The organism is Filifactor sp. (assembly GCF_057248345.1).
In genome coordinates this window covers 15,305-29,677 of record NZ_DBHIIC010000016.1, presented here as the reverse complement: position 1 = coordinate 29,677, position 14,373 = coordinate 15,305, and the positions used below count along the sequence as shown (strand labels likewise).

Below are 14,373 nucleotides of genomic sequence, written 5' to 3'. Positions count from 1 at the left end.
CAGTTGGTAGAGCACCTGACTCTTAATCAGGGTGTCCAGGGTTCGAGCCCCTGATGGGTCACCAACGTTCAGCTTTTAAGAGTTATGATTGGAGAAGTACTCAAGTGGCTGAAGAGGCTCCCCTGCTAAGGGAGTAGGTCTGTTAAAGGACGCGAGGGTTCAAATCCCTCCTTCTCCGCCAGTATTTTTAATCTCGAGGTGTAGCGCAGTTTGGTAGCGCATCTGGTTTGGGACCAGAGGGCCGGGGGTTCGAGTCCCTCCACCTCGACCATTTTATGGGCTTATAGCTCAGCAGGTTAGAGCGCACGCCTGATAAGCGTGAGGTCGCAAGTTCGAGTCTTGCTAAGCCCACCAGTACATAAAAGATACTACAAAAATAGTATCTTTTCACTTTTTTGTAAATACCATCATAGGGGCGTAGTTCAGTGGTAGAACGTCGGTCTCCAAAACCGAATGCCGTGGGTTCAAATCCTGCCGCCCCTGCCAATAAAACCTTTTTGGGACGTTATTTTAATGTTTCGAGAAGGTTCTTTTTTTATTATTTTTTGTAGTATATTGAAAGAATAAACCATTTTATTCTGCCATTTAAGAAGAGAAAAATGTATGAGTATTTTATAAGAAGATTTCAATAGCATTACTTATGATATCAATGATAATACTGTTTGTAGCTTGCTGGAATCATATTAAGTTGAACAATAAGGAAGAGGTGTTTTTTCCAAAAGGTGATTATGGATATCCACAAAATAATATTGTTATGATAAATGGAACACAGTACCCGTTGAAAAATATAGAAAAAGCCACGAGTAATTCTCATTTGATACATAAGATAGATTTAGAATTAAGTGAGAAAACGGAGGGGATGGTGGAGGTTATTCTACCACAGAATAATTCAATCAATTTTTGGAGCATAGGGGTTAATGAAGAAATTGATTTTATTTCATGTCACAAGATTGATTATCTAAGTAGAAGATAAGGAGATTGTAGAAGGTGTTTCAGCATCAATGCAAAAATTTTGTTTTATTATGCGACCGGAGAAAGATACAAGTATATCCTTTAAGTGGTAAAATGTGAATAAAATTGAAAAGTCTTTCAATGATATTGATGATAATAACTTATTTAATTTGAAATATCTCGTTAAATCATTGTTTTGATACTTTGATAATCTTTTTGTAAGTCTTACTATCCAAATACCTTTATAAATTCCTTTTTTTGTTTTCAATACCATTCAATTATATTGGCATGATAATTTATGATAGGTTTTATAATCTGAATAAATAGGATTTTTTTTAGTGCAAAGGGTGCTATAAAATAATTTATCATTTCAAAAATAGAGTTGTATGATACAAGTATAATATTGTAGCACAAAAAAACCATTCTCTTTAGAATATAGGAGAATGGTTTTTTATTAGAATAGATTGTTATTATTTTACATTATATGTTTCAGGATTTTTTTCTGTCGTGATATTGACGATGTTACTGTTATCGACAGGAGTTCCAGTTTTTGTGATGTATTCTTGAATAATATCATCAGGATCCTCTGAAACAATTTTTTTGAAGTCTTCAAAGTTAATTGTACCGGAAATATTGTATCTTGGGAGTTCCAGTTTATTTGATTGTCTTGTAACTCTACCGGGACGAACGGTAACTGCCATTCTGACACCGATATTTTTAAGGGCTTGTTTTACAGTATCATTGTATGCTCCATAAGGATAAGAGAATGCGTATGGTGGGTAATCCAACATTGCTAGTCTAGTAGACGCTTTTGATAAATCTGCATAGACTTCGTTATAATTTTTTGTGATAAGAGCGGATTTTTTATTAGCTGTCAAATGATGTGTGTTATAAGTATGTGATTGAAAGTCGAATACATCTCTCATTGCTTTCATTTCAGACTCACTACAATGCGGTAAACGAGCAGAGTTGGTGGTTTCAGATAGCGTTCCTATGTTTTCTACGATTGGAAACTGTGTTGCTCTCATATGGTATTTTTTTAGAATAGGGTATGCAATTTCATAGTTACTACGATATCCGTCATCCATTGTGATAACAACTGTTTTTGCCGGAAGTTGAATTTTAGCATCGATGAAATCTTCTAATTGACTAAGGTGAATTGTAGTGTACCCATTTTCATATAAGTAGTTCATTTGTCTCTCAAAATTTGCTTGAGATACAGTAGCAGAGTTGACATCATTACCCGTTGTAAAGTGGTGATACATCAGGATTGGAACACCTGTATAATTCACATTGGCAAAAGATAGTTGCGGAATCATAATAAAAAATACGGTGAACAATAGTAAAAATTTTCGTTTCATAATAAGTAAGTCCTCCTAAATACAAAAAATAAGTTTAAATAATCTTGTTATTAAACTGTGAAACTAAATATGTTGATTGTTGATAGTGGAGATCATTTATATGATAAATTACGAACTGTCTGTGTTTTCTAATGAGCTCAAAACTATCAACAAGATTTATTATATCATAGAGATTGTTATTACTATATTACAATTATGTCACAATTGCAGAAGATATCGAAAATAAAAAGCAGTTATTCTTTCTAAGTAGAATACCTGCTTTTTGATTTTAAACTTATTTAGACTAATTTTATATAGGAAGTATCATTTGCTTAGTAACCAACACGTCTTCCACAAGTAAAGTTTCTTCGTGAACTTAAAGTATCAATTTTAACGCTAGAACCCGGATGTGGCGCATGAATAAACTGATCATTTCCAACGTAGATTCCTACGTGTCCAGGGAAACAAACCAAATCACCAGGTTTTAGATTGGAACGTGATACTCTTTCTCCAACATGAGCTTGTTCATAAGAAGTTCTTGGTAGATAGATACCTTTTTTTCTAAATACATAGGATGTAAAACCACTACAGTCAAATCCTCGTGGACTTGTTCCACCCCATACATAAGGTGTACCTAAATAGTTATAGGCAGTTGATACAATACCGGAAACCTTAGGTTTTGTTCCATATTCAATAATTTTCGGTTTTGCCGGTACAATTACTTTTTGGAAGATAACATCTTGTGAAACAATTTCACCATTTATCATTTTTACTTTTCGTTGTACTTCTTTTTTTCCCGGAGTACCTTCTGATACTACTTTAGAGCGACCTTCTGTCATGGAAGAATTTTTTCTTTTTTCTACGGAAGGTTCAATTTCTATAACTCCTGTTTCTTCATAAGTAACTTGAACATCTACTAATGGTTTTGTAGAAGTTTTTTTGTTGTGTTTCAGACTTCCTCTTACTAAGTTGGAACGAGTTGCTGAAGCAAGATAGTTAGGCTGATTTAAGGAGTTTAGTGCGATTTGCTCATTATATACCTTATCTACCGGAACCAATTCTTCTCCGATAATTTTTACATCTTGAACAAACTCCACTGTTGCGTTCTTCTTGTTATTTAGATAAGGCTCTTTTACTTTTTCGAGAACTTTTTCTGCCGTTTCTTTGGAATCAACCGCCATTACAAAAGCAGTATTTGATTTAATAAGATAAGCAGATTTGTATACGTCGATGGAGTCAATTACATTATGTTGTAATTGTTCATCAGAGGTAAGCTCCACTCCGGCGAGTCTTCCCTTTTTGTGAGATAACTCCAAGTCATATTGAATGTTGTCGCCCCATTCCTCTCTTAAGATAGAATCCACTTGTGCTGACAACTGTTTGATATCATTTTTATGTTTTACAAATCCAACCGGATTTCCATTTGCTGTAATTTGATATCCAAAGCCCGGTTGATAAATTATCAAAAATCCTGATAATACTATTGATACGGCGATAGTGAACAATAGTGCCGGATTACGATAGATTGATACTATCGTTTTTTTATAATCAAAATTCATAAGAATATCCTCCATACGATGTTAGTTCATACTTCAATATTTTTCTATTCTTTACCATGTCTTATTATAACATAAAAACAATAAAACACTAGGATTACATTACAATTAAGTTACAAATCCACAAAAATAGGATTTGTTAAAAATATATTTATCGCATAAAATGAATAGTTACAATATATTGTTTGGAAGGGATGAATACAAAAGTTTTACAAATTTTACATAAAAAAAGAAGAAGTATTTTTAAATAAAGCGACATTTTTCTAGAGAAAAGTATTGTATTTGTATCAGTTGTAAGTCTTGAAAAAAACGGAAATAATGATATAATAACGGAGGAAAAGAAGAAAAGGGAGAAGTGGTAAAAAATGGACAACCGAATAAAAAAAATGGTTTGGAATATTATTATCGCAGCACTATGTGTTGTGGTGGTAAGTGGAATTATTATTTTGAAACCTTGGCAACAGGAAGAGAAATTGGTTAAGGAAAATTTACTTTCTCTTGGAATACAAGAACAACGTGACGGAATTGAGGAAGCTTTATCTCACCAATATCCAAAATTAGAAGATGTTAAAGTAGAGCAAGGTGCTTACTCTTTGGAGTTGTATAATATGACGGTGGAAGAGGGAAGACTTCACGTTGAAGCGAAAGTGACAGTTCCGGAGGAAAAGAAGGATTCTTCTACAAGCACTAATAGTGACGAACAACAACAAATTGATGCTACATCTCAAAAACAAGCAGAGATTACCTCTCAAAATCAAGGAAATTCGACAGGAACATCGTCTGTTTTACAGGAAACGAAACCTCCTATGCGTATGAAGGGAGCTTATTTTAAAGTATTTTTAGTAGATTCTTTAGATTTTAACAAACGTAAAGAAGTTTCCGTTTCTTATGAAGCAGTTCCAACTAAGGAGGAAAATGTTGTAGTGTATAAATTGGATGGAATTTTGACATCTGATGATTTGAAATTTTTGATTCGAAAAAATCAAAAATTACTCATTACCTCTTCTTTCTATGATAGTGATTTGGATACCCTTGTAGATTATGAAGGTATCTCACAATACCCACATCATCCTTTTAAGGAAGTTATGCTTGATGTCTCGGAAGAAGACTTGAAACCGTCTATTCACTATCCAATCAATCAGGAAATTCCTACTGAATATGGTTCGATTATTGTAGATGAATTGATAGTTGGACCAAGTCAGATGATATTGACAACAAGAAACGCATTGGAAAAGGGATATTCTGTAAAAACTTTTGAGGGTGGCAAGCTAATTGCTGCAGATGGAAAAGTTTATGCATTGGAGAGAAGTTTTGCTTTTCAAAATTCTCCTGAAGGAAAAATGCATTTCTATTTTAATCCGTCCAATTACTTTGATGTAGATCAACAAAAAATATATACGTTCCAATTTGATAATATTGTTTTGAACGATAGTCGTGTGGATAAGCTAGTATTGTCAAAACAAGGCACTTATCCTCAAGTACATCAAATTTTAGGACAGGAAGTCGTAATAGAAAATTTCAAATATGAAGAGGGAACCGGAATGTTAGAGTTGGATATGTTATACAATCCGGAATCAGTTACTTTAGATATGTATATGGCAGAGAGCAGCTCAAGATTTTTCTCGCCTCCGACTTTACAGGAAACGACACGTATCAACCAGAAGACAAGAGAAAAGGAAGTTGTACAAACAACTATTTTACCTGCTAAACTAAAGTTTCATGTTCAAAATAAAAATGAGTATACTCTATTAATCAATCACAATGATTTCTATGTGAATAAGAGTGGGGAATTGATAATTAAAGAACAGTAGAATGATAGGATTCAAAATCGGTGAAAGTCTTCACCGATTTTTTGACTATTTTGTCTATGGTTCTAACAATTATATTCGTACGAGAATGGGACTTCATGAAGTTGTAATACCTGTCCAATCGATTCCATTATTTATTTGGAATGTGGAATAGATGAATTGATTAAGCGATAAGCCGGAGTTTAGAATGGTGATGTGGCAGAATTGAAATAAGATGTTGTATCGTTATTGTAAACAAAAAGTAAGAAAAGTCATAGTAGGAATAAAAATATAAAGAATGATGTAAATTTCATGTGGAGTGGGGTATACATTAGAGTAATAGAAAAAGAGGGGGAAGATAGATGAGATATTCAGGAGTAGTATATAGACCACCAAGTGAGGGAAGAAGTTTGATTGTGCAAGCGACAATTGGATGTTCCCATAACAAATGTACCTTTTGCGATATGTATAAAGACAAAGTGTTTCAGATACGCAAAGTAGAAGATGTTTTACAAGATTTTAGAGAAGCAAGAAGTTATTATCCTTATGTGAGAAGAATTTTTTTGGCAGATGGAGATGCTCTGATTATGAAAACGGAACAATTAGTTCAAATTTTGGAGCATATTCAAGAAAATTTTCCGGAATGTGAAAGAGTAGCTGTTTATGCTTCACCATACAGCATTAAGAGCAAAACCGTAGAGGAACTGAAATTGTTACATCAAAAAGGATTGGGAATCGGATATATCGGATTGGAGTCCGGAAGTGACATTATTTTGAAAAAAATCAATAAGAATGTGACAGCTGCAGAAACGATCGAATGCGGTCTGAAGTTAAAAGAGGCGGGAATTGCTGTTTCTGTGACTGCTATTTCCGGTTTGGGTGGAATCGAATATTGGAGAGAGCATGCAATAGAAACAGGAAAGGCATTCTCTGCAATGAATCCGGAATATATTGGGTTGTTGACCTTGTTTATGAGAGGCGATACTCCGCTAAAAAAAGACTTTGAAGAAGGCAAATTCCACATTTTAACACCGGAAGAGATTATGATGGAATCTATGTTGATGTTACAAAACATTGATTCACCGGGAACAGTTTTGAGAAGTAATCACGTGTCAAACTATGTTAATCTATATGGAACATTGAACCAAGATAGAGAAAAAATGATTCAATTGTTACAAAAAGCAATGGATGAATGCAATTTCAGACCGGAGTATTTCAGAACTTTATAAAAAAGCTGATTTTACCCAAAAAATCGCAAGACTAGGATGACCGAAACAAAACACGAAAGATTCTGTTGTGTGAAAGGTTATCCTATTTTTGTAAGGAATGAGAACAGTTGGATAAGTTGTGTATAAGATTACTGTGAAGGAGGATACTGTGAATCTTTATGAACAGTTGGCAAAAGAGTTTGGATTAAAGAAGAAACAGGTAGAAGGAGCTATTCATCTGATTGATGAAGGTAATACCATTCCTTTTATAGCACGATACCGAAAAGAGGCAACCGGTGAAATGTCAGATGAAGTATTGCGTGATTTTTATGATCGATTGAAGTATCTTAGAAATTTGGAAGATAGAAAAGAACAGGTAAAGTCTGCTATCGAAGAACAGAATAAGTTGACAGCGGAACTTATTTCGGCATTACAAGAGGCCAAAACTTTGGTGGAAGTAGAGGATATCTATGAACCTTATAAGAAAAAAAGAAAGACCAGAGCATCCGTTGCGATTGAAAAAGGGTTGGAGCCACTTTCTGAGATGATAAGATTGGGTGAGGATAATCTTATTTTGCAAGCCAAGAGTTTTGTAAATGAAGAAAATGAAATTTTGACAGAAGAAGAGGCGTTACAAGGTGCGATGGACATCATTGCACAACAACTGTCGGAAGATTTTGAACGAAAAAAGAAAATCAGAAACATTGTGTTTTCTACTTCAAGGATTGAGACTTCTCAAAAGAAGGATGCAGAAGAAAAAGACGGATATTTAACCTATTCCATGTACTTTGAGTATAGTGAAAAAGCAAAAGATATTCCTCCGCATCGTATTTTGGCAATCAATCGTGGAGAAAAAGAAGACATCTTAAAAGTAAAGTATGTCCATGAAGAAGAGCATATAAAGTCTGTTTTGATGGAAGAGATTGTGCATACTGAGCACAATGAAGATTATTTGAAAAAAATTGTAGACGATGCATTAAAAAGATTGATTCTTCCATCCTTGGAGAGAGAACTTCGTTCTACTATGACAGAAACGGCAGAAGAAAGAGCAATTGACATATTTGGTCAGAACTTAAAAGATTTGTTATTGCAAGGAACCTTACCGAATGTGACGATTTTAGGCTGGGATCCCGCCTTTCGAACAGGTTGTAAAATCGCCGTTATAGATTGTACCGGTAAGGTATTGGATACGACAACCATCTATCCGACTGCTCCACAGAACAAAGTTCAGGAAAGCAAAAAAGTTATTTTGAATCTGATTGACCGACATAAAATTGACGTAATTGCAATTGGAAACGGAACAGCTTCAAGAGAATCTGAGGAAATTGTAAGAGAAATTATCAAAGAAAGCAAAAGAGAGGTACACCATATTGTTGTCAATGAGGCGGGAGCTTCCGTTTATTCAGCGTCTAAATTGGGAACAGAGGAATTTCCGGATATGAACGTATCGTTGAGAGGTGCAGTTTCTATCGCAAGGAGATTGGCTGATCCTTTGGCAGAACTGGTTAAAATTTCTCCGGAACATATCGGAGTTGGTCAATACCAACATGATGTTAATCAAGGAAGGCTGTTAGAAGTGTTGAAGGGTGTTGTAGAAAATGCAGTAAATACGGTTGGAATCGATTTAAACACAGCATCTTCCTCCTTGTTGGGATATGTTTCAGGAATTACTCCTTCCATTGCAAAAAATATTATAGAGTATAGAGAAACAAACGGTGCATTTGATAATCGCAAAGAACTGTTGAAAGTAAAACGACTGGGACCGGCGTCCTTTGAACAATGTGCAGGTTTTCTTCGAATTAAGGGAGGAACAGAAGTGTTGGACAATACATTAGTGCATCCTGAGAGTTATGATAAGGCGTATGGTTTATTACAGTGTCTGCATATTGATTCTAATGATTTAAATACCGACAGTGCAGAGACTTCCAAAGAATTTGAAGAAATTGATTTTCCTCAATTAGCGTCACAGTTGGAAGTAGGAATCCCAACCTTAAAAGATATTGTGTCAGAACTTAGGAAACCGGGACGAGATATTCGCCCCAAAAGAAATCCTGTTGAATTTTTGTCAGAAATTATGACATTGGATGATTTGAAAGAAGATATGGTATTGACGGGAACAGTTCGTAATGTCTTGGATTTTGGAGCATTTGTAGACATCGGACTCAAGAGTGATGGATTGGTTCACATCTCTGAGCTAAGTGATAAATTTGTAAAGCATCCTATGGATATTGTCAGAATCGGTGATATTGTAAGTGTTCGTGTCATTAAAATCGATCGTGAGAGAGGGAAAATAGGACTTTCTATGAAAAGGTTAAATAAACACTAAATATTCCGAATATTAAAAGCCTCTAATTTTTCAATAACCGGAAAATTTGTATTGACTATGTAGAATTTTCGTGTATAGTAAATCATAAGAGGAGGAAAAAAATCCTCTCCTCTTATGGTATTTTTTTTATATTATTGATATTGTAAGGAGGTTTTTATGTCAAACAATAGTAAACAGTCGAAGGCAATGTTTCTTGTCCCTTCCATTATCGGAATTATATTATTTATGATACCAATTAAATATCAGGGAGAATGGACTATTTTTGTAAAGATTTTAGCTGATTTCATTAGTGGTCTTATTGGAGGCATTCTTCCGATTCTATGTGTTGTTATCGTTACTATCTCTGCAATTATGTCAGTATTGTCGCTTGCAAAACCGAAATTTATTGCAGAAAATGAATTGTTAAAAGAAATCTTTGAAGCTACTCCGGTATGGGTTGCAGTTAGAGTAGTCGGATGTGTATTTATTTGGCTAATCTATTTGGGAGTTCAAGCAGGAGAAGGAGAAACAGGTTTCATTCATATGATTACAGAAGCTGACGGAGGATCATTCATTCTGTCAGACCTTTTGACGGTGCTTGTTATCATCTTTGCGATTGCAGGATTATTATTACCATTGTTATTGGATTTTGGATTATTGGAGTTTGTAGGAGCATTATTGACCAAGGTTATGCGTCCTTTGTTCAAAATTCCGGGACGTGCTGCAGTAGACTGCTTTACTTCTTGGATTGGGGACGGTACACTTGGAGTTATGTTGACCTGTAACCAATATGAAGGAGGATATTATTCTGCAAGAGAGGCGTCCATTATTGCCACAACATTCTCTGCAGTTTCAATTACATTCAGTATCGTAGTTCTTGCTCAAGTTAACTTGATGGAATACTTCGGAGTATATTATTTACTTATCTGTTTAATAGGAGTGGTTTGTGCAATTATCTGCCCAAGAATACCACCTCTTTCTATGAAAAAAGACACCTATTTAGTGGAAGGAAGAGCAATTCCTGAGAATATTCCTTCCGAATTTAACTCTTCTTTTGAATATGGTATGCACCTGGCATTAAAGAGAGTTGCTGAACATAACGGTGTTGGCGAATTCTTCCGTAATGGAATCAAAAATGCTGCAGGCATGTGGTTTGGTGTACTTCCTGTTGTAATTGCAATTGGACCTATTGCGTTGTTGCTAGCAAATCATACAGAAGTATTTTCCATCTTAGGAAAACCATTCTTACCATTGCTAAATCTCTTACAAGTTCCTGAAGCTGCAGAAGCATCTAAAACAATGATTGTCGGATTTACCGATATGTTTACACCATCTGTAATTGCAGCAGCAAATATCACATCTCCGATGACAAAATTCATCATTGCAGTTATTTCAGTAACACAGTTGATTTATTTATCTGAAGTTGGTGGATTGATTCTAGGTTCTAAACTTCCTGTAAACTTCTTAGATTTGTTTGTAATTTTCTTGGAAAGAACAATTATCAGTTTGTTAATTGTCTGTCCGGTTGCACATATGATATTCTAATGATTTTCTTAAAAAGATAGAAAAGACACTTAGTCTAGAATATGTAAATTATAATACTGATGGAATCATATACACCTAAACTTGAATGGATGATTGATAAACGAAGTATCATAGCATCACACACAGGTTAGAGGTAGTATTGATGGATACCGAAAATGAGTAATAGGTTTTAGTCGTTGTTGTTACTTATAAAATTAAAAACAGGTTTCGGAAGAAGTTCCGAAAACCTGTTTTTTTGTTGAAGAAAAAGAATGTGTAAAAACTGCTATATGTACTTAAAAAGAAAAGGATATAGCAGTTTTTTTTGTTATAGTATTTCCAAAACATACAAATCTTTTTCATGGTGCTATGTTAAATGCTATTCTAGGAATTTTTTATCTACATCGTACTCAAATCTTTTTTGAGAACGCATTGCTAAAATATGTGATAATTCTCCACCTAATACAATGATGATTCCACTCCAATACAAGAACAGCAGCATAATGATGATGGCACCGAGAGAACCATATATAATAGAGTATCGACCAAAATTAGAGATATAAAAAGAAAGAATCATAGATGTAACAATCCATAAAGTTACGGAAAACAATGCACCGATGATAGTGTATTTTCTCGGAAAGTTTCGATCAGGGATAATATTGTAAAGTAAGAATACAATGGTTACAACACCGAAGAACGGAATAATCCAACGAATAATTTGCCAAATAACAGTCCAATCTTGACTTAACTTAAAAAAACGCAATACTGCTTCACATGCATTTTTACCGATAGAAGAAAAGATGAGAGAGAGAAAAATAAATAGAATCATCAATACAACCAAGGGAAAACTGGCAAGCTGTTTCTCGAGGGATAGAGGTTTTTCGCTTCGAAATGCATGATTTAAAGAGAAAAGTAAGGAACGCACAGCGGAAGTTGCCATCCAAATCATTACCATCATACTGATAAGAAACATTCTATTGGGATTACTGTGAGATAAGTGTGAAAGATACTGCTGCAAGACATAGATAATATTGTCCGGAAAAAAATGAGACAAGTGCCCTAATTGACTTTGGATATTTAAGTTAAACTTACCCAGTATTCCATTGACGGCTATTAAGAAGGGAAAGAGGGATAAAATAAAAAAATAGGCAAGTTGTCCACCAAGTTGTGATAAGTTGTCCGCTACATATCGTTTTGCAAGACATTTGGCACTATACAATAAAATATGGTCGTTTGGTTTGGGTTGTAGAACATCTGTAACATGTTGAATCCTTTTCATAAAAATATCCTTTCTGTATCTATTGCTATTTCGAGTTTAGAATAGATGATTTTGATGAGAAAGCGTTTAGAAAATATCTTTCTTTCTATATCATACCACAAAATACAGAATTTCAAATTGATTTGTTGATGTGTTATATATGAACATTTGGATTGTTAGATTATTAAATCCTGTTAGTAGTTTGTTAGAGTTGTGTTTTCATTGTGTGAGATTGACTATATATTAAGACTTCATCGTTTATGTATTTCACTTACTTGAAGAATGTGACGGATAAATAGATTATGATTTTTTAATCAACTGGACGGGAATTACAGGGTTATAGAACAAAAGTGTTAATGGATTATTCCAATATACCGGATATTCATCAGAGTAATGAAAATTCTATGAAGATTTATTATTACTTATTCTGTTTATTATAACATCATCCTTGTTAAGTTCCATTTTTATCAAAACTTATGTTTTAAAAACAAAAAAACTACGATGAAATCAAGAACATGAACATCGTAGTTTTCTTCGATTAGTATTGTTGTTGAACAGATGAAGCAATTAAACTTCCTAGGGCAGCTGAGAATACAATAGAAACGAATAGTCCGATTGCCATAAAGATTAATAGTACTCTAAAATAGTTTTTCTTACTTGGATTTACATCAGATCCGAACGCCCAAACAAATGGCAAAATAAAGTTTGCAATTGGGATACATAGCAATAAAAATGTAATAGCCCAGTCCTTCATTGTTACGACAGGAGCGTAATCATCATTTTCGATATACACTTTGTTATCATATAGATTCATATCATTATTCATAAAAAAGCCCTCCTATATAAAATATTTTATTATAAATAACTAACGATAATTATAGCATACCTTTTTATACAAGTCAAATAGAAGAGCTTTATTATAGGAAGAATATAAATTTTCTAAAAAATAAAAACCGGAGAAAGTGATAGGATACTATCTCCGGTAAAAAATTTTTTGTTCAAAGTCTGATTTCAATATTTATTTTGCCCAGTGTTTTACAAGTTCAGTCAGTAAATGCACGCCTGAACCGGTTGCTCCTGCCGTAAAGTAAGGTTTTTCAGATTCTATATAAGCGCTTCCTGCTATATCGACATGAATCCAAGGTTTTCCTTCTGTGAAGGCGCCGACAAATGCTCCTGCACTGGAACAACCACCCCATCTTCCACCGGAGTTTTTGATATCTGCGATGGTTGATTTATTTTTCTTTTCAAAGTTCTTATCAATCGGCATTCTCCAGATAGATTCTGTTGCTGTTTTTGCAGAAGCTTGGATATCTTCCCAAAGAGAATCTTCTCTTGTGATAACACCGGCATAATCTTCACCAAGTGCAACTACTACTGCACCTGTTAGGGTACAAATATCAACTATTTTTGTTGCATTTTCCTTTTGAATTGCATAAGTGATTGCATCGGCAAGAGTAAGTCTTCCTTCTGCATCCGTATTTACAATCTCGATGGTTTTTCCACTCATGGAAGTCAAAATATCTCCAGGAAGATATGCTTTACCTGAAATCATATTTTCACAAGCAGCAATAATACCGACAACGTTGATTTTTGGAGATTCTTTCGCAATTGCGGACATAGCACCGATTACTGCTGCAGAACCACCCATATCACCCTTCATGGTCATCATGGAGTTGGTTGGTTTGATAGAGTATCCACCACTGTCATAGGTTAGACCTTTTCCAACAAGAGCTACGATTTCATCAGAATCCGGATTTCCGTTGTATTTCATAACAATCAATCTTGGCTCTTCATCAGAACCTTTCGCTACGCTTAAGAATGCGTTCATATTCATTTTTTCAATTTCTTCTTTTTCGAATACTTTAATTTCAATTCCTGCTTTTTCACATACTTTGATTGCTGCTTCAGCAACATGTCTTGGTTTCATTAAATTTGCAGGCTCATCCACAAGAAGTCTTGCAAGAGTGATGTCTTCTGAAATAGAAACTCCTTTTTCCACTGCTTGTGCATGAGATTGTGGAAGAATGTAAGTTAGAGTTTCTATTTTTTGTTTTTCTCTTTCTTTCTCCATAAATTTGTCAAATTGATAGCAAGCAAGAGAGCAAGCTTTTACAACAGAAAGCACAAAATGTTCTGTCAAGAAGGATTCCTCGATTTCTGCAAATGATACAGCAACGGAAGCAAGTTCTTTTTTAGATAAAGTTTTAACGGAACCTCCAATGACGGACATTGCCCTTTCAACGGTCAGTTCTTCTTTTTTTCCAAGTCCCACAAATAGGTATTGTACTAGTTTTTCTTCTACCGGAATTGAAAACATAGCATTGCTTTCATATTTTCCCTCAAATTCATTTGCTTTCAAATAAGTTGCCGTTTGTTGTGAAAATGCTTCCAAAGAGGGTTGTTGTCCTTCGAAACAAGGAACGATGATTCCATTGTATTTT

General features: G+C 34.5%; 10 protein-coding genes and 4 tRNA genes. 9 read left to right on the top strand and 5 right to left on the bottom strand.

All coding sequences use genetic code 11. From position 1 onward, the window contains the following. Positions 1-90: 90 nt before the first annotated feature. From ACO5GE_RS04575 to ACO5GE_RS04555, 5 genes are all read left to right on the top strand, one after another. Positions 91-181, top strand: a tRNA-Ser gene (locus ACO5GE_RS04575). A gap of 13 nt (positions 182-194) precedes the next feature. Beyond that, a tRNA-Pro gene (locus ACO5GE_RS04570) sits at positions 195-271 on the top strand. A gap of 6 nt (positions 272-277) precedes the next feature. Continuing rightward, positions 278-354: transfer RNA gene (locus ACO5GE_RS04565), tRNA-Ile, on the top strand. Between the two features lie 57 nt (positions 355-411). Continuing rightward, positions 412-486, top strand: a tRNA-Trp gene (locus ACO5GE_RS04560). Positions 487-640: 154 nt separating this feature from the next. Next, positions 641-973 carry a hypothetical protein gene (locus ACO5GE_RS04555; protein ID WP_484829747.1) on the top strand — a complete coding sequence of 111 codons (333 nt, stop codon included), beginning with the start codon at positions 641-643 and terminating at the stop codon, positions 971-973. A 448-nt stretch (positions 974-1,421) separates the two neighbouring features. On the opposite strand, the gene ACO5GE_RS04550 is transcribed toward ACO5GE_RS04555, so the two are convergent. Next, positions 1,422-2,312, bottom strand: coding sequence for a polysaccharide deacetylase family protein (locus ACO5GE_RS04550; RefSeq protein WP_484829746.1), 891 nt, complete (start codon positions 2,310-2,312; stop codon positions 1,422-1,424). A gap of 311 nt (positions 2,313-2,623) precedes the next feature. Further along, positions 2,624-3,850 carry an NlpC/P60 family protein gene (locus ACO5GE_RS04545; RefSeq protein WP_484829745.1) on the bottom strand — a complete coding sequence of 409 codons (1,227 nt, stop codon included), beginning with the start codon at positions 3,848-3,850 and terminating at the stop codon, positions 2,624-2,626. A 362-nt stretch (positions 3,851-4,212) separates the two neighbouring features. Here ACO5GE_RS04545 and ACO5GE_RS04540 point away from each other — a divergent pair, with 362 nt between their 5' ends. The 4 genes from ACO5GE_RS04540 (at position 4,213) to ACO5GE_RS04525 (ending at position 10,692) form a co-directional block, all read left to right on the top strand. Then, positions 4,213-5,658 carry a hypothetical protein gene (locus ACO5GE_RS04540; protein ID WP_484829744.1) on the top strand — a complete coding sequence of 482 codons (1,446 nt, stop codon included), beginning with the start codon at positions 4,213-4,215 and terminating at the stop codon, positions 5,656-5,658. A gap of 338 nt (positions 5,659-5,996) precedes the next feature. Next, positions 5,997-6,863: a radical SAM protein gene (locus tag ACO5GE_RS04535; RefSeq protein ID WP_484829743.1), complete on the top strand. Its 867-nt coding sequence runs from the start codon at positions 5,997-5,999 to the stop codon at positions 6,861-6,863. Positions 6,864-7,011: 148 nt separating this feature from the next. Continuing rightward, positions 7,012-9,168: a Tex family protein gene (locus ACO5GE_RS04530; RefSeq protein WP_484829742.1), complete on the top strand. Its 2,157-nt coding sequence runs from the start codon at positions 7,012-7,014 to the stop codon at positions 9,166-9,168. A 156-nt stretch (positions 9,169-9,324) separates the two neighbouring features. Beyond that, the gene (locus ACO5GE_RS04525; RefSeq protein ID WP_484829741.1) at positions 9,325-10,692 is read left to right on the top strand and encodes a YjiH family protein; all 1,368 of its coding nucleotides are present in this window, start codon (positions 9,325-9,327) and stop codon (positions 10,690-10,692) included. A gap of 358 nt (positions 10,693-11,050) precedes the next feature. Here the strand turns inward: ACO5GE_RS04525 and ACO5GE_RS04520 are convergent, their stop codons facing one another. The 3 genes from ACO5GE_RS04520 to ACO5GE_RS04510 all read right to left on the bottom strand — a co-directional run. Continuing rightward, positions 11,051-11,950, bottom strand: coding sequence for a YihY/virulence factor BrkB family protein (locus ACO5GE_RS04520; protein ID WP_484829740.1), 900 nt, complete (start codon positions 11,948-11,950; stop codon positions 11,051-11,053). A 517-nt stretch (positions 11,951-12,467) separates the two neighbouring features. Beyond that, positions 12,468-12,755, bottom strand: coding sequence for a hypothetical protein (locus ACO5GE_RS04515; RefSeq protein WP_484829739.1), 288 nt, complete (start codon positions 12,753-12,755; stop codon positions 12,468-12,470). 192 nt (positions 12,756-12,947) lie between these two features. Further along, positions 12,948-14,373, bottom strand: a 1,426-nt coding sequence (locus ACO5GE_RS04510) for a leucyl aminopeptidase (protein ID WP_484829738.1), incomplete at its 5' end; no start/stop codon positions are given.

Excerpts from the sequence above, each read along its gene's own strand:
- ACO5GE_RS04515 (WP_484829739.1), bottom strand. The coding sequence starts at position 12,755 with ATGAATAATGATATGAATCTATATGATAACAAAGTGTATATCGAAAAT.
- ACO5GE_RS04535 (WP_484829743.1), top strand. The coding sequence starts at position 5,997 with ATGAGATATTCAGGAGTAGTATATAGACCACCAAGTGAGGGAAGAAGT.
- ACO5GE_RS04555 (WP_484829747.1), top strand. The coding sequence starts at position 641 with ATGATATCAATGATAATACTGTTTGTAGCTTGCTGGAATCATATTAAG.
- ACO5GE_RS04520 (WP_484829740.1), bottom strand. The coding sequence starts at position 11,950 with ATGAAAAGGATTCAACATGTTACAGATGTTCTACAACCCAAACCAAAC.
- ACO5GE_RS04545 (WP_484829745.1), bottom strand. The coding sequence starts at position 3,850 with ATGAATTTTGATTATAAAAAAACGATAGTATCAATCTATCGTAATCCG.
- ACO5GE_RS04540 (WP_484829744.1), top strand. The coding sequence starts at position 4,213 with ATGGACAACCGAATAAAAAAAATGGTTTGGAATATTATTATCGCAGCA.
- ACO5GE_RS04550 (WP_484829746.1), bottom strand. The coding sequence starts at position 2,312 with ATGAAACGAAAATTTTTACTATTGTTCACCGTATTTTTTATTATGATT.
- ACO5GE_RS04525 (WP_484829741.1), top strand. The coding sequence starts at position 9,325 with ATGTCAAACAATAGTAAACAGTCGAAGGCAATGTTTCTTGTCCCTTCC.